This window comes from Streptomyces sp. NPDC005963, assembly GCF_040638655.1.
In the GTDB taxonomy this organism is placed as follows: domain Bacteria; phylum Actinomycetota; class Actinomycetes; order Streptomycetales; family Streptomycetaceae; genus Streptomyces.
Genome location: NZ_JBEXVD010000002.1, coordinates 175363 through 190420 on the forward strand (window position 1 = coordinate 175363; position 15058 = coordinate 190420).

Here is a 15058-nt window from a genome sequence, read left to right on the forward strand (position 1 = left end):
CGCTCGCCGTGATCATGCCCGGGGCGCCCCGATAGGGTGAGGGCATGCCCGACTACCACGACGATCTACGTCTCGCCCACGTCCTCGCGGATGCCGCCGACGCCGCCACGATGGCCCGGTTCAAGGCGCTTGACCTCAAGGTCGAGACCAAGCCGGACATGACGCCGGTGAGCGAGGCGGACAAGGCCGCTGAGGAGTTGATCCGCGGACAACTCCAGCGGGCCAGACCGCGTGACGCGGTGCTCGGCGAGGAGTACGGCATCGAGGGAACGGGCCCTCGGCGCTGGGTGATCGACCCGATCGACGGAACCAAGAACTACGTCCGCGGCGTGCCGGTCTGGGCGACGTTGATCTCCCTGATGGTGCAGGGGGAGGGCGGTTACCAGCCGGTCGTCGGAGTCGTGTCGGCGCCGGCACTCGGACGGCGTTGGTGGGCCGCCCAGGGCGGCGGAGCCTATACGGGCCGCTCGCTGACCTCGGCGAGCAGACTTCAGGTGTCCAAGGTCAGCGCCATGGAAGACGCTTCCTTCGCCTACTCGTCGTTGAGCGGCTGGGAGGAACAGGGCCGGCTCGACGGGTTCCTCGATCTGACCCGCGCCTGCTGGCGGACCCGCGGCTACGGGGACTTCTGGCCGTACATGATGGTCGCCGAGGGCTCGATCGACATCTGCGCCGAACCGGAGCTCTCGCTCTGGGACATGGCGGCCAACGCCATCATCGTGACGGAGGCGGGCGGCACCTTCACCGGCCTCGACGGCCGCCCCGGTCCGCACAGCGGAAACGGCGCGGCGTCCAACGGGCTGCTCCACGCCGACATGCTCGGCTATCTACACGGACAGGGCTGACCCACAGCCGTTGCGCCGGCTCGCTCCGCATCCGTACCGAACAGAGCGGGGCGGGGTGGGTGTGCGCGCTTGACGCCGCCCGGCTGGTCGGGGTGCCGGGGGCGCCGAGCGTAGAAGCACGTCCGGGACCGGGTCCTTCGCCGCTTCGGGCCCGGTGTCCCACCGGCTCGAAGATCGGAACGCACTCGGGCATCCGGAGTCGACCCTCCCTGTTATCTGAACCAGTCGTGCGCACCCCCTTGCTGGCCCTCCCCAAGGCTGGGACTCTGAAAGTCGACCCTCTTGTGAACTTGTGAATTCTTTCTCTAAGACTCACGCACGCGTTCACGGAGGGCCGCCAGAGGCCCGAATCCCTCAAAGGAGGTGGCTCCATCCATGCTCGTCCGTGACGCCATGAGCACGGTGGTCCTCACCATCGGACCCACCCACACGCTCCGTCAGGCCGCCGGCCTGATGGCTGCCCGTAGAGTCGGCGCGGCCGTCGTCCTCGACGGTGACGCCGGGGGCGTGGGCATCCTGACCGAGCGCGACATCCTCAAGTCGGTGGGCATCGGGGAGAACCCCGATCGTGAAACCGCCGGCGCCCACACCACCACCGACGTCGTCTTCGCGGCACCCTCGTGGACGCTGGAGGAGGCGGCGGACGCCATGGCTCATGGCGGCTTCCGTCATCTCGTCGTCCTCGACGGAGAGGGGCCGGTGGGCATCGTCTCCGTCCGCGACATCATCCGCTGCTGGGCTCCCGTACGTCGTCAACGGGCGGCGCTCGTCGGATAGCGGGGCTCCCGGCGGACTCGCCGTCGGCGAGGATCGCCCACGCCCCGGTCCTTCACGGAACGACCTCCGCACGCGCCGACCCGAGTACGGAGCCTCCGCGACCAGGACCGCCCCCACCACGGCCGGCCACAGCTCGGCCGGGGGACGCCAACCGCCCCACGGTGTCGATGAACCATCCGTACCGACCGACAAGACCCTCGACCGGACGGCCCGAACCCGTGCGCGATGAGTGACGCGCGGCGAGTGGGCCACGACTTTCATCCGAAACGACCGATCCGTGCGACGCAACCGGATCGGTGGCCTCGATGTGCGCACGTCGAGGCCACCGATCCGAACCGACCGCTCCCCCGCCCTGACGAGCCGTCCACCGATCCGGGCGATTGACCCGGCCGTTCCGGGGCGAACGCATCTCGGCACGGCCGCGCAGAAAAGAGGGCCGGACCCCCCTGGACAGGGGTCCGGCCCTCCGCTTCACGGCAAGCGCGTATCAGCCGCGCAGGGCCTGAACGGCGGCTTCGAGCCGCTTGCCGAAGTCTCCGTCGGCCTGACGGAAGTTGTTGATCGCGCGCTCGGCGATGTCGTCGCGCGAGACCTTGGCGATGAAGCCGGAGAGGTTCTCGATCAGTCGACCCCTCTCGTCCTCGGACATCAGCCGATAGAGGTTGCCCGCCTGGACGAAGTCGTTGTCCTCGGCGTGGCTCGGAGCCTCGTGGTTTCCGGTGGCACCGGAGACCGGGGTGGCCGACCACAGCGGCTTGTCCGTCTGGAACGGACCGCCGAAGCTGTTCGGCTCGTAGTTCTTCGCGCCCCGGTGACGGCCGTCGTACAGGAATCCGTCCCGGCTGTTGGTCCGCGCCTCGGTGGCGTGCGGGCGGTTCACCGGCAGATGGTCGGCGTTGATCCCGACGCGGTAGCGGTGGGCGTCGCCGTAGGCGAAGAGACGGCCCTGGAGCATCTTGTCGGGGGACGGTCCGATGCCCGGCACGAAGTGGGCGGGCGAGAAGATGGACTGCTCGACCTCGGCGAAGACGTTCTCCGGGTTGCGGTTGAGCTCCAGCTTGCCGATCTCGATCGGCGGGTAGTCCTCGTGCGGCCACACCTTGGTGAGGTCGAACGGGTTGAAGCGGTAGGTCGCCGCGTCGGCCGCGGGCATGATCTGCACCTGCACGGTCCAGGAGGGGAACTCGCCCCGCTCGATGGACTCGCGCAGATCCCGCTGGTGGCTGTCGGGGTCCTCACCGGCGAGGAGGTTGGCCTCCGTCTGGGTGAGGTTCTTGATGCCCTGGTCGGTCTTGAAGTGGTACTTCACCCAGAAGACCTCGCCGTTGGCGTTGTTCCACTGGAAGGTGTGCGAGCCGTACCCGTTCATGTGACGCAGGGTGGCGGGAATGCCCCGGTCGCCGAAGAGCCAGGTCACCTGATGCGTGGACTCGGGCGACAGACCCCAGAAGTCCCATACGTTGTCGGCCTCCTGGGAGCCCGAGTAGGGGTCGCGCTTCTGGGTGTGGATGAAGTCAGGGAACTTGATGGCGTCCTTGATGAAGAACACCGGGGTGTTGTTCCCGACGAGGTCGTAGTTGCCCTCTTCGGTGTAGAACTTCAGCGCGAAGCCGCGGGGGTCGCGCACCGCGTCGGCCGAACCGAGGTTTCCCGCCACCGTCGAGAAACGGAGGAAGGTCTCGGTCTCCTTGCCGATCTCGGAGAGGAAGGCGGCGCGGGTGTACTGCGTGACGTCGGCGGTGACGGTGAACGTGCCGTACGCACCCGCCCCACGGGCGTGCACCACGCGCTCCGGAATGCGCTCGCGGTTGAAGTGGGCGAGCTTCTCCAGGAGTGCCTGGTCCTGGACGAGAACAGGACCGCCGACGCCCGCGGTCTCGCTGTTCTGGTTGTCGGCGACCGGCGCCCCGGCCTCCGTGGTGAGCGGTCCCTGCGTCACGTGCGCCTCCTGCGTCCTTGCGTTCCTGACCCTTGCTTGTTTCGAACCCGATCCTACGATGGACTTTGTCTAAGTCAAGTGAACATCCAAAGTCACACCCGTTCGGGATCAGGGGATCCCGCTGCTAGGCTGGGCCTTATGAGTGACCTGTTGGAACGGCTTCGTGGGCGCGGCTGGCGCATGACCGCACAGCGGCGTGTCGTCGCAGAGGTCCTCGACGGCGATCACGTCCACCTCACCGCCGACGAGGTACATGCACGGGCGGTCGCCAAACTGCCGGAGATCTCCCGGGCGACCGTCTACAACACGCTCGGCGAGATGGTGTCCCTCGGCGAAGTGCTGGAAGTCGCCACCGACCGCCGCGCCAAGCGGTACGACCCCAATGCGCACCGCCCGCACCAGCACCTGGTCTGCGGCATGTGCGGGGCGATCCGCGACGTCCACCCCTCGGGCAACCCACTGGCAGACCTGCCGGACTCGGAGCGCTTCGGCTTCACCGTCTCGGACGTCGAGGTCACCTATCGCGGCATCTGCCCGGGGTGCGCGGGCGCCTGAGTCCGCCACAGCATCCCGCGACGGGCAGCACGGCGATCCCCCCGACCCTTCCACCGGTCACGATGAGAACAGGCCAGCAGCGGGGCCGGTCAACGGAACATGACGAAGGCCCGGACTCAGAAGAGTCCGGGCCTTCGTTTCAGTAGCGGGGACAGGATTTGAACCTGCGACCTCTGGGTTATGAGCCCAGCGAGCTACCGAGCTGCTCCACCCCGCGTCGGTGAACCCAACCTTACGCTGCCCCTGTCGACCAGAGCAAATCCATTAACGGGAGCGTGCTCCAGGCTCTCTTTCCCCGCAGGGACCAGGGAGGGGCCGACCCGACCCGGGCGCTACGCACGCACGACGGGGGGCTCCACGTCCCTGACTGCCGCTCCGAGCCCTGCCGGTTCAGGACAGGGCTCGTCACCGAACGTGACCGCCGGTCGTACAGATCCAGGCCAGACCCAGACGGGTCCAGACGGGTCCAGACGGGTCCAGACGGGTCCAGACGGGTCCAGACGGGTCCAGGCAAATCCCGACGGTCTAGGCAAATCCCGGCGGTCTACGCGGTCAACTCCTGGTGGAGTGCCTCTCGCAGCCGGGCGGCACGCTCGGCGACCTCCGCGGGCCCGAGCTCCACCGCACGGGCGCACCAGCGCTGCCCTTCGGAGAGCTCGCCGCGACGGGCGGCGAGGAGCGCGAGACGCAGGGCAGCCCGACCGTGGCCGGCCCGGGCGGCACGGGTCCACCACAGGGCGGCCTCGCGCTCATTGCCCTCACGGGCGAGGAGCAGACCCAGGTTGAACGCGCCGTTGCGACTGCCCGCCGATGCCGCCTCGCGGTACCAGCGGGCCGCTCCGGTCATGTCCCCCCGGGCGGCGGCGAGCATGCCGACCCTCACCTGCGCCCGGCGGTGCCCCTGCTCGGCGGCCCGCTCGTACCACTGTTCGCACTCGCTCTTCTCGGCCATCGACTCACCGAGCGCCGGCGCCCCCGGAGGCGGCTGTCTGGCGTCCAGCAAGGTCGCGAGCCGGAAGGCTGCCTCGGCGCTGCCCCCACCGGCAGCGCAGCGCAGATGGCGTTCGGCCGCGAGTTCGTCGCCGTCCCTCAGCCGGGCGATGCCGACCTGGAGCGCGGCCTCCGTGTGCCCGGCGGCTGCGGCGCGCTCGTACCAGGTCAACGCCGTACGGTCGTCGTCACGGCCGACGTAGAGGATGCCCAGGTTGAAGGCGGCGTCGACGCTTCCCGCCTCGGCCGCCTTGGAGAACCAGGGCTCGGCGCCGACCGGGTCCCCCGACTGCAGGAGCAGCACGGCAAGCGCGTTGGCCGCCTCACGGTGACCCGCGTAGGCGGCCTGGCGGTACCACTGCTCGGCCTGCGCGATGCGGTCCTGCGCGGCGCAGAGCAGACCGAGGTTGTACGCGCCGTTCACATCGCCGGCCGTCAGGGCCGCGCGGTACCAGCGCTCGGCCGTCTGCGGCTCACCGCGGGCCGCGTGCAGGGCACCGAGGGCGTTCGCCGCGTTCCCGTCGCCGTCCTGGGCCGCGCGCAGCCACCAGACGGCGGCGCTCTCCTCGTCTCCGGCATCCCGGAGCAGGAAGGCGAGCGCGCAAGCGGCCCGGGCCTCACCGTCCTTGGCGGCGCTCAGGTACCAACGGCCGGCCTCCTTGAGTTCGCCGCGTCGCTCCAGAATCGCCCCGAGGTGCAGGGCGGCCCGGCGATGTCCGCGTGCAGCGGCCTGGCGGTACCACTGGGCGGCCTCGTCGAGGGTGGTCACCACGAGGTTCGTCGCGCTGCTGGCAGGCTGGTCCGTCTCCTCGCCGCGCTCGGCCGATCGGGAGCCCGGCGCGGCGAGACGTGCTCCGCCCCGGGGGTCTGCGGTGTCGGGCGCCGCATCCCGCGTGGCGCGGGTACCGCTTTCCACGGCCGCGGCAGCCCCGCCCACATCGCCCGCTCCCGGCCGTGCGGGAAGTGCGCGACCACTGCCCAGCATCAACTCCGCCGCGCCCGCCGAGCGCGTCTCTTCCGCGGCGCGCGACTCAAGCGCACGCGCCAGCCGATAGGCCGCCTCACGGTGGCCCTGTTCGGCGGCGGAGCGCAGCCAGCGCTCGCCGCCCCGCTCGCCACGGTGCTCCAAGAGGTCGGCAAGTGCGTACGCGCCCAGGGCATGGCCCTGTTCGGCGGATTGGCGCAGCCAGTACTCGGCGGCGGGCTCGTCTCCGCGCTCACGGAAGTGGCGGCCCAGGGCGTGGGCCGCCGCTGCGGACCCGGCGACCGCGGCCACCCGCCACCATGCCGCCGCCTCTTCGGCATAGCCGCGCTGGTGGAGGAGGACACCCAAGTTGTTGGCTGCGGCGCGATCGCCGTCCGCTGTCGCACCGCGCAGATGGGGTTCGGCGCCGTCGAGGTCTCCTCGGCGCAGCAGTGCGGCGCCCAACAGGCTCATGGCGGCCGTGTCGCCGTCGGCGGCGGCCCGTCGGTAGCGCTCTTCCGCTTCGGCGCTCTCCACCGCGTCGGTGGTCTCGCCGGTCACCGTGGGCGCGTTGATGTCCTCGGGGGTGGTGGGGTTGGTGCCCGAGGATGCGGGATGACGCATGGCGGGGCGGGCGGTGGTGCCGGCGATGCTGTCAGCAGCGGAACTCGTTGCATCCGCTGCATTTACGGCATTTCGCTGCACAAACCGCCCTGTCTTCAACAGAGTCGCCCTGTCCCCCATAAATTCCATCGTCGCACCACCCGCAACCCGCGTACACCTGGTATACCGCAGCCAGTGAGGTCACTTCAGCGTTTTGTCGACATGCCCACAGAGAGACAAGTCAAACACTTACCGAGCCAACTCGCAGCACGCCACGCGCAGTTCCCCACGTGATCACATACGCATAAAGAGGGCCCGGATCCTCAAAGGATTCGGGCCCTCTTTATTTCAGTAGCGGGGACAGGATTTGAACCTGCGACCTCTGGGTTATGAGCCCAGCGAGCTACCGAGCTGCTCCACCCCGCGTCGTTGTGTTCACACACTATCACGGCATGGGATGTTGCCTGATCAGAGCAGCTGTGACGAGCCCTGACCCAGCTGTCCCGCAAGCTGTTCCGATGAGCCGTTCCCGCAGGGCGGGCGGGGCAGATGGGGCAGTCGCGAGGCTAGGCCGTATCGGTCGGCTCGGGCCGGGGCACATGCTGCGGCCCGAGCCGACCGATGGATCCCTAGGTCGACGTGGACGGCGAAGGGGACGGTGACCGCGACGGAGCCGCACTCGGTCGACCCTGGGCAGCCGCAAGGCGCTCGATGGCGGCCTCCAGCTTGTCCTGGGCCCTGCCGTAGCCCTCCCGGTCCTTCGGATCCTTCTCCAACAGCGCGTCCATCTCCTCCTGCGCCTTGACGACGTCGCTGATGGCCGCCTTCAGGGCCGCGTCACCCGTGGCGGGTGGCGTCGTCGGTTGGGGCGTCGGCTTGGTGGGATCCTCGCTCGGCGGAGTCGTCGGCTCCTCGGTGCCCTCTTCGCCGAAGACCGCGTTGAGCGCCTCCGACAGGCTGTCCTTGAAGACCGGTTTGCCTCCGCCGTAGGCGACGGCCACCTTCCGCAACAGCGGATAGTTGGCGCTACCACCCCGGGCGTAGACGGGCTCCACGTAGAGGAATCCGCCGTCCAGGGGGATCGTCAGCAGATTGCCGTACTCGATGTCGGAGTCGGTGCCTCTGAGGTCGCGTACAAACGTGGCGACCTCTGGCACACCGTTCAACTCGGACTGCACCTGCGAGGGACCTTGGACGGTCTCCGTGACTCTGAGCAGTCTCATCGAGCCGTAGCTATCGCTGTTGGCATCGGCGTCCACGGCCATGTACGCGCCCAGGTTGGGGCGACCGGCCGGGGTGAACGTCGTCGTCAGCGAGAACTTCTGCTCCTTCTCGCCCGGCATCTTCAGGCTCAGGTAGTACGGGGGCACCGCACTGCTGTCCTTGTTCGTCGGGTCGTCCGGCACCTGCCACGCGTCACTGCCGCTGTAGAACTGCTCGGGCTCGGTGACGTGGTAGCGGGTGAGCAGTTCGCGCTGCACCTTGAACATGTCCTGCGGATACCGCAGGTGCGACTTCAGCTCGGACGAGATCTCGCTCTTCGCCTTCACCGTGCCGGGGAACGCCTTCATCCAGGTCTTGAGGACCGGGTCCTTGGTGTCCCACTGGTACAGCTTGACCTTGCCGTCGTAGGCGTCGACGGTGGCCTTCACCGAGTTGCGGATGTAGTTGACCTGGTTCTGCTGGGCGACCACGGCGCGCTGGTTGGTGGTCAGCGAGTCGGTCGTGGTGTCCCCGAGCGTCGTACGCGATGCGTAGGGGTAGCCGTTGGTCGTGGTGTAGGCGTCGACGATCCACTGGATGCGTCCGTCGACCACGGCCGGATAGGCGTCGCCGTCGATGGTCAGCCATGGTGCAACGGCCTCGACGCGCTCCTTGGGGGTGCGGTTGTACAGGATCCTCGACCCGTCACCGACGGCACCGGAGTAGAAGATCTGCGGCTCGCTGAACGACACCGCGTAGGCGGCCCGGTTCAAGGCGCTACCGAGGCTCACACCGCTCTTGCCCTGATAGCTCGTGTACTTGGTCGGCCCGGTGCTGGCCTCGTAGTCCAGTTCCTTCTGCGGCCCACCGACGATCGAATACTGCTCGGTCTTCTCGCCGTAGTAGATCTTCTGCTCGTACGAACCGAGCTGCCCCTTGGTGGGCATTCCGGATTCGGTGAAGTCAGGCGATCCGACCGTGCCCTTGTTGGGGTCGCTGACCACGCTGGTGCCCTTGGCCGCGATCGCGCCGTAGCCGTGGGTGTAGGTGAAGTGGTCGTTGATCCAGTTCCGCTTGGGGATGCCCTCGATGTCGAGCTCCCGCAGACCGATGACGGTGTCCTGCGGCTTCCCGTCCGGACCGGGGTAGCGGTCGACGTCCAGCGTGTCCGGGAACTGGTAGTACTTCCGCTCCTGCTGGAGCTGCTGGAAGGCGGGCGAGACGACGTTGGAGTCGACGACGCGGTAGCTGGCGGCGGTCTTGGCGTCCTCCCGCTGCTGGGACCTGCGCGTCGGGTCGCCCTTGCCCTTGTAGTCCTCGGCCTTGGCACTGTCGATGCCGTAAGCCTTGCGGGTGGCGTCGATGTTCTTCTGGATGTAAGGGCTTTCCTTGGCCTGCTCGTTCGGCTGGACCTGGAACTTCTGCACGATGGCCGGGTAGAGGCCGCCGATGAGGATCGCCGAGAGGACCATCAGCCCGAACCCGATCACCGGCAGCTGCCAGGTGCGCCTCCACAGCGTGGCGAAGAAGAGCAGGGCACAGATCACGGCGATGCAGAACAGGATCGTCTTCGCCGGGAGGTAGGCGTTGGCGTCGACGTAGCGCAGACCGGTCCAGTTTCCGGTGGCCTTGAAGTCGCTGGACTTCACCGCGAGCCCGTACCGGTCGAGCCAGTACGCCACGGCCTTCAAAGAGACGAAGAGACCGAGCAGCACCGAGAGGTGTCCGGTGGCAGCGGCGGTCGCGCGGGCCCCGGGGCTGGTGATGCGCAGCCCGCCGTAGAGGTAGTGGGTCAGCGCGGCGGCGATCAGCGAGAGGACGGCCGCCGCGAAGCCGAAGCCGAGCAGGAACCGGTACCACGGCAGGTCGAACGCGTAGAACGCCACGTCCAGACCGAACTCGGGATCCTTCTCGCCGAAGGGCACGCCGTTGACCCACATCAGCCAGGTGCGCCACTGACCGGTCGCGGAGGCGCCCGCGATCAACCCGACCAGAGCGGTGATCGCGAGGAGCACCCACTTCTTGTACGGGGCGATGCTCATGCGGTACCGGTCGAGGCTCTGCTGCTCCAACGACATGGCGCTCAGCGGCGGGCGCAGTCGGTGCGCCAGCCAGATGTTCACCCCGACGGCGAGCGCCATCAGCAGGCCGAAGACGGCAAAGAGTCCGACCTTGGTCCACAAAGTGGTGGTGAACACCGATGAGTAGTCAACGGACCGGTACCACAGCCAGTCGGTCCAAAAGCCGGCGAACATGACGAACGCCATCGCCAGGACCGCCAGCACGCCCAGCGTCATCAGCAGGGTGCGGACGCGGCGGGACGGCCGGCCCACTCTGATCCGTGGCCCGGTCGGGGGGCCTCCGCCGCGGTCCGGCATCTGGAAAGCCAACGTGCGCACCTCGAAGTTCGCGGTTGTGTAGAGGTCGCGGCCATGTGGGTCATGGACGCGGTGGTGTCAAGCTGGGCCCCGCGATCGTAGAGCCCACTTGTGCAACTTACTGAGGCTTTACCTAGTTCCCATCCCGGGCCCAGAAGGAGGCAGGATATTGCGCATGTCCAATGTTTCTTCTTCCGCCCCCTCCGATCCGCCCGCCGGCTCATCGTCGTCAGGGTCCGCATCCGGAGCCGCCAAGAGCACCAACACACCTGGTGGGGCCGCTTCCAGCGGCTCAACGGGTGCTCCTTCCGGGCCGATCGCGGCCAGCCCGTTGACCCGAGCCGTGCTGGAGATCGACGAATACGCATCGGGCCTTGGCTGGGATCAGCCTGCGCGACTGTTCGCGCTCGTCGACACGACACGGCTCCGCACCCAGGAACCCGGCCTGGCCGCGCAACTGGGGCTCGACGGGGACGAGGCGGCGGCGCCGCTGACACCGGTCGAGCAGGACGAGATCCCGGCGGGCAAGCCGCTGGACGAGTTCCTCGCCACAATCGCGTGGCCGGACGCGGTGGCGGGCTGTGCCTTGACGGTGGAGCGTCAAATGCTTCCGTCGTCGGCCGAGGCCGCGGTCCCGAAGGGGCTCGACGACGCGTCACTCGCAGAATGGGTGGCCGCTCACCCGGACCGCCAGGAAGTGCGGATGACGGTGGCCGTCCTGCGCGACGGGACCCGTGAGTCGGCGCTGCGTCTGCGGGAGAAGGACTCACCGACCGAAGTCCTGACCGGTTCGGATCTGGTGCCCGGACTGGCGGAGGCGCTCTCGGCGACCTTCGAGGCTTAGCCATCCTGCGCGGGGGCCGAGGTTCCCGCGCGGCGTGGTGACGCACCGTCGGCCGGTCCTCGCCGTACCCCCCGGGGCGGGCGAGTCCGGCCGGGCGTCAGCCGATCACCCGGTTCGTACGCCCTGGACACCCGCACCCGTCCGGGCGGCAGGACTCTCGGGCCGGGGAGGGCAGTCCGCCGGGCAAACCCGGGCGGAGTGGCTCGGGCCCGAGCAGAGCGGGGCACCGAACTCATCCAGAACTCAGCCGAGGATTCAGCCGACCGAGCAGCGGGGCAGGTCCGAGGTCTTCCCGGTCTTGATCTTCTCCAGGGACTGGGTCGCATCGGCCATGGTCTTCACCTTCACCAGGGTCAATCCATCCGGAATGTCCGATACGGCGGTAGCGCAGTTGTCGCTCGGGGTCAGAAAGAACTCGGCACCGGCCTGCCGCGCACCGACCAGCTTCATCTCGATTCCGCCGATCGGGCCGACTTTCCCGTCGTCGTCGATCGTGCCCGTACCCGCTACGAACTTCCCTCCGGTCAGATTCTCCGGAGTCAGTTTGTCGACGATGCCCAGGGCGAACATCAACCCTGCGCTGGGCCCTCCGACATCGGCGAGGTTGATGTCGATGGTGAAGGGAAACGTGTGGTCGGTGCCGGCCTCGATGCCGACGATCGCACGGTCGGCCTGGCCCGGGGCGGGCACCGTCGTGACCGTGATCTTGCGCGTGACGGTCGGCTCCTTGCCCGCCTTCTCCGCGGCCGCCGCCTCCTTCGCGGGCACGATCGTGAAGACGACCCGGTCACCGGGCTTGCGCTGGGTGACGAGCTTGGCGACGTCGCCCGGCTCCTTGACGGCCTTGCCGTCCACGGCACGGATCAGATCACCGGCGTGCAGCCGGCCCTCTGCCGGAGAATCCTTGCGCACGGACGCGACGAGGACGCGGGTCTCCACGGGAATCTTCAACTGCTTCAGCGCAGCGACCTTCGCGCTCTCCTGCGACTGGGTGAACTCCTCGGCGTTCTCCTGCGTGGACTCCTCCTCCGTCTTGCCGTCCGGATAGAGGGTGTCGTGAGGTACGACGACATTGTCGTGAGCCAGCCAGCCGTAGACGGTCTCCACGATGTTCATGCGGTAGTCCGCGCCCGTGACCCGGACCGTCGTCATATTGAGATGACCGGTCGTCGGGTAGGTCTTCCGCCCCTTGATCTCCAGCACGGGCTCGCCGCGCGCATCCCCCAGGGTGTTGACCGTCGGGCCGGGCGACATCTCCGAGTACGGGACGGGAAGGAGCACCCCTGCGCAGAGCAGCGCAATGAAGAGGAGGGTCGACGCGAGCATCGTCGCAGTGCGGCGTGGCATGGAACGACAGTACGGGACACGCCCATAACTGCACTGTCGGGGCCGCTCCGTCCGGGACCGGTCGCCAGGCCCCTCACCACGGACCCCGGATGCACCGCCTCGGCGGGAAGGTGCAGCTACGAGGTGCGGCCACCGCCGGAGTCAGCCTTCTCCATCGCGTCTCGGAAGCGCGCGTAGCCGGCCAGTTCGGCAACGTCTCCGGTGGTGCGGTTCCGGGAGGCCCAGCCGCCCCATATCGCAGCACCGACAACAGCGAAAAGCGGAATCAACAACCAGGCGAGTGCTGCCATCGCGGCCTCCCTACCCCATGAGCAAACAACCGAGTGATCAGCAGATTAGCCATCTGCACGTTCAACGCTCGTGGCAGGGGGGCGGTTACGCAAATCGGGGCGCTTGGGTGCCGTAGGGGTTTCAGTTGCGATCTTCCCCCATGTCACCGCGAAACGCCGTCATGGATGCAAGACCTTCCGGTCTGCCATGCCGTCCGCCACACCGCTGCCGACCGGGTGCGACCCAGGACGTCACACGAAGGACGACGCCACCTACCGCTCCCAGCACCTCAACGGTACGGGACCCGCGGGGGCACCGACGTACACCGAAAGGCCCAACCTCCTACGCCTCAAGGCGTACAAGAAGCCATCGGGCGCAGAGCGCCACCCCCTCAGCGAGGCGCTACGCGCCCACCCGTCGCCCGACCACCACCCCCTGAGGGAGGCGCTACGCGCCCACCCTCCCACCCGTCGCCCGACCACCACCCCTTGAGCGAGGCGCTACGCGCCCACCCATTCTTCTGTGCCGTTGGTGAAGGTCTGGTGTTTCCAGATGGGGACGTCGCGCTTGAGGTCGTCGATGAGTTTGCGGCAGGCGGCGAAGGCTTCGGCCCGGTGGGCGCACGAGACCGCGACGACCACCGCGAGATCCCCGATCCGCAGGTCGCCCACCCGGTGCACGGCGGCTATCGCCCGCACCGGGAACTCCGCGGCCACCTTCTCCGCGACCCGTGTGATCTCGGCCTCGGCCGAGGGGTGGGAGGAGTAGCCCAGCCCCGCCACGTCCGCGCCGCCGTCGTGGTCGCGCACGGTGCCGACGAACAGCGCCGTGCCGCCCGCCGCGCCATCGCTGACGGCAGTGAAGACCTCGTCGAGGGAGAGCGGGGTGTCACGGACCGCGATGAGCCGGACGGGGTCTTCCGCCGCCCGCTCACCAGGGTGGTCGTACGTAGTGGCCATGGACTCATCGTGCCCCACGCCACCGACAACGGAGGAAACCGCAGCTCATCGCTGCCAACGCTCGACCGCCAGCCGGCCAGGGGGGCGTTACAGCCGTCGCCGTGCCTTGCGGGCGCGACGCACGAGCGCAGCCGTACCCAGCAGGGCGACCGTCGCCCCCGCTGCTCCCGCGGCGGTCGCGTCCTTGCGGCCGAGGCGGCGCCCGGCCACGGTGTGACGGCCCTCCACTTCGTCGAGGAGGGCGGAGAGCACCTCCTCGTTGGTCCACTGCGGCCGCCAGCCGGCGTCGTGGAGGCGGCTCACGCTGACCACCCACGGATGCATCGTGTACGCGAGGTCACCGGCCGGTGAGGGGGTCAGTCCGATGCGGTGCAGCCTGGCAGCGGCGCCCAGGGCGACGGCCGACGGCAGCTCCATCCGGCGGATGCCGCTGAGCTCCTCGACGTCGTCCTGTTCCAGCCAGCCGTCGCAGCCGACGGCGAGTTCACCCTCGACCTTCTCCAGGGCCGCGTACTCCAGCGCGCTCACCAGGTCCTCGACATGGCAGAACTGCCAGGCGGGGCGTGATCCGGCGACCACGAGGAGGCGGGGGGACTCGAAGTAACGGGTCAGCGCCGTGTCCGTGCCGCCGACCAGCACCGTGGGCCTGACCACCGTCACATTGAGCCCGGGGTGGGCTCGGGGTGCGCGCCGGCCGAGTCGTTCGATCTCCAGGAGATCACCGACGCCCGTCGCCTCGGCGGTGGCGCGCAGTTCGGCGTCCTCCGACAACGGAATGTCATTGTCCGGGAGCGCCCCGTACACCATGGCCGACGTGCACAGGACGACCCGGTGCACGCCAGCCGCAGCGGCGGCCGTCAGGACGGTCTGCGTACCGCGTACGTTGTACGCGGTACGGGCCGCCGCATCGGTCTCCAGGTCGAGGTCGAGTGCCAGGTGCACGACGACGTCGGCCCCGCGCAGCTTCTCCGCGATGGCCGGGTCCCGGACGTCCAGGATGTGCCACTGCGCCTCGGCGACCTCGCCTCGACGCTCGTCGATGGCAATGACCTGCTTGACCTCGTCGGACGCGGCCAGCCGTCGGGCGAGCAGATCACCGATGCCGGTTGCGGCACCAGTGATCGCGACGACGGGACCACGGCCCGACGGCCCCTCGCCCGGGGTCGGGGTTGAGCGGTTTCGCGCTCCGCGAACCTGCGGATCTGGGGAACTCACCAGGTGTCTCCAGCGGTTGTCTTCAGTACGTAAGCGAATGACACGTACGTACAGGTGGCGTCCATCCTGCCGCAGGCCACGAGTCAGTGAAGCACCGAGCCCATTGGCGGGCCCGGATGTCTACGCTGGGTGGTGAACACTGGGCATTCGCCGCCGGCCCGGAGCCGGC

Annotated in this window: 12 protein-coding genes and 2 tRNA genes; 5 read left to right on the forward strand and 9 right to left on the reverse strand. The window is 68.7% G+C overall.

Going from position 1 to position 15058, the window contains the following annotated elements; genetic code table 11:
• The first annotated feature begins 44 nt into the window (after positions 1-44).
• Both hisN and ABZ348_RS04025 read left to right on the forward strand, forming a co-directional pair.
• A complete protein-coding gene (gene hisN, locus ABZ348_RS04020; protein ID WP_358929073.1) occupies positions 45-845 on the forward strand; it encodes a histidinol-phosphatase in 801 nt (266 codons plus the stop codon).
• A 375-nt stretch (positions 846-1220) separates the two neighbouring features.
• A complete protein-coding gene (locus ABZ348_RS04025) occupies positions 1221-1622 on the forward strand; it encodes a CBS domain-containing protein (protein WP_358929075.1) in 402 nt (133 codons plus the stop codon).
• Between the two features lie 487 nt (positions 1623-2109).
• On the opposite strand, the gene ABZ348_RS04030 is transcribed toward ABZ348_RS04025, so the two are convergent.
• On the reverse strand, positions 2110-3561 hold the full coding sequence (locus ABZ348_RS04030) for a catalase (protein ID WP_358929077.1): 1452 nt from the start codon (positions 3559-3561) through the stop codon (positions 2110-2112).
• Positions 3562-3699: 138 nt separating this feature from the next.
• Here ABZ348_RS04030 and ABZ348_RS04035 point away from each other — a divergent pair, with 138 nt between their 5' ends.
• Entirely contained in the window at positions 3700-4116 is a 417-nt protein-coding gene (locus tag ABZ348_RS04035) for a Fur family transcriptional regulator (RefSeq protein WP_358929079.1), read from the forward strand.
• Positions 4117-4259: 143 nt separating this feature from the next.
• On the opposite strand, the gene ABZ348_RS04040 is transcribed toward ABZ348_RS04035, so the two are convergent.
• The 4 genes from ABZ348_RS04040 to ABZ348_RS04055 all read right to left on the reverse strand — a co-directional run bounded on the left by ABZ348_RS04040 (position 4260) and on the right by ABZ348_RS04055 (position 10254).
• Positions 4260-4333, reverse strand: a tRNA-Met gene (locus tag ABZ348_RS04040).
• Between the two features lie 327 nt (positions 4334-4660).
• On the reverse strand, positions 4661-6823 hold the full coding sequence (locus tag ABZ348_RS04045; protein ID WP_358929081.1) for a tetratricopeptide repeat protein: 2163 nt from the start codon (positions 6821-6823) through the stop codon (positions 4661-4663).
• Positions 6824-7025: 202 nt separating this feature from the next.
• Positions 7026-7099, reverse strand: a tRNA-Met gene (locus ABZ348_RS04050).
• Positions 7100-7302: 203 nt separating this feature from the next.
• The gene (locus tag ABZ348_RS04055; protein WP_358929813.1) at positions 7303-10254 is read right to left on the reverse strand and encodes a UPF0182 family protein; all 2952 of its coding nucleotides are present in this window, start codon (positions 10252-10254) and stop codon (positions 7303-7305) included.
• 175 nt (positions 10255-10429) lie between these two features.
• On the opposite strand from ABZ348_RS04055, the gene ABZ348_RS04060 reads away from it, so the two are divergent.
• A complete protein-coding gene (locus ABZ348_RS04060; protein ID WP_358929083.1) occupies positions 10430-11098 on the forward strand; it encodes a PPA1309 family protein in 669 nt (222 codons plus the stop codon).
• 255 nt (positions 11099-11353) lie between these two features.
• Here ABZ348_RS04060 and ABZ348_RS04065 read toward each other — a convergent pair whose 3' ends face one another.
• Both ABZ348_RS04065 and ABZ348_RS04070 read right to left on the reverse strand, forming a co-directional pair.
• Entirely contained in the window at positions 11354-12445 is a 1092-nt protein-coding gene (locus ABZ348_RS04065) for a PDZ domain-containing protein (protein WP_358929085.1), read from the reverse strand.
• A gap of 116 nt (positions 12446-12561) precedes the next feature.
• Complete coding sequence (locus ABZ348_RS04070) at positions 12562-12735, reverse strand: hypothetical protein (protein WP_358929087.1); 174 nt, start codon at positions 12733-12735, stop codon at positions 12562-12564.
• 187 nt (positions 12736-12922) lie between these two features.
• Here ABZ348_RS04070 and ABZ348_RS04075 point away from each other — a divergent pair, with 187 nt between their 5' ends.
• Positions 12923-13207: a hypothetical protein gene (locus ABZ348_RS04075; RefSeq protein WP_358929089.1), complete on the forward strand. Its 285-nt coding sequence runs from the start codon at positions 12923-12925 to the stop codon at positions 13205-13207.
• Positions 13208-13215: 8 nt separating this feature from the next.
• Here ABZ348_RS04075 and ABZ348_RS04080 read toward each other — a convergent pair whose 3' ends face one another.
• Both ABZ348_RS04080 and ABZ348_RS04085 read right to left on the reverse strand, forming a co-directional pair.
• Positions 13216-13674, reverse strand: a complete 459-nt coding sequence (locus ABZ348_RS04080) for a molybdenum cofactor biosynthesis protein MoaE (protein WP_358929091.1) — start codon at positions 13672-13674, stop codon at positions 13216-13218.
• Positions 13675-13761: 87 nt separating this feature from the next.
• Entirely contained in the window at positions 13762-14889 is a 1128-nt protein-coding gene (locus ABZ348_RS04085; protein WP_358929092.1) for an SDR family oxidoreductase, read from the reverse strand.
• Positions 14890-15058 lie beyond the last annotated feature (169 nt).

Bases quoted from the DNA above. Each gene is read 5' to 3' on its own strand.
- ABZ348_RS04075 (WP_358929089.1), top strand. From the start codon at position 12,923: ATGCCGTCCGCCACACCGCTGCCGACCGGGTGCGACCCAGGACGTCAC.
- ABZ348_RS04080 (WP_358929091.1), bottom strand. From the start codon at position 13,674: ATGGCCACTACGTACGACCACCCTGGTGAGCGGGCGGCGGAAGACCCC.
- ABZ348_RS04060 (WP_358929083.1), top strand. From the start codon at position 10,430: ATGTCCAATGTTTCTTCTTCCGCCCCCTCCGATCCGCCCGCCGGCTCA.
- ABZ348_RS04025 (WP_358929075.1), top strand. From the start codon at position 1,221: ATGCTCGTCCGTGACGCCATGAGCACGGTGGTCCTCACCATCGGACCC.
- ABZ348_RS04065 (WP_358929085.1), bottom strand. From the start codon at position 12,445: ATGCCACGCCGCACTGCGACGATGCTCGCGTCGACCCTCCTCTTCATT.
- ABZ348_RS04045 (WP_358929081.1), bottom strand. From the start codon at position 6,823: ATGGAATTTATGGGGGACAGGGCGACTCTGTTGAAGACAGGGCGGTTT.
- ABZ348_RS04035 (WP_358929079.1), top strand. From the start codon at position 3,700: ATGAGTGACCTGTTGGAACGGCTTCGTGGGCGCGGCTGGCGCATGACC.
- ABZ348_RS04055 (WP_358929813.1), bottom strand. From the start codon at position 10,254: ATGCCGGACCGCGGCGGAGGCCCCCCGACCGGGCCACGGATCAGAGTG.
- ABZ348_RS04070 (WP_358929087.1), bottom strand. From the start codon at position 12,735: ATGGCAGCACTCGCCTGGTTGTTGATTCCGCTTTTCGCTGTTGTCGGT.
- hisN (WP_358929073.1), top strand. From the start codon at position 45: ATGCCCGACTACCACGACGATCTACGTCTCGCCCACGTCCTCGCGGAT.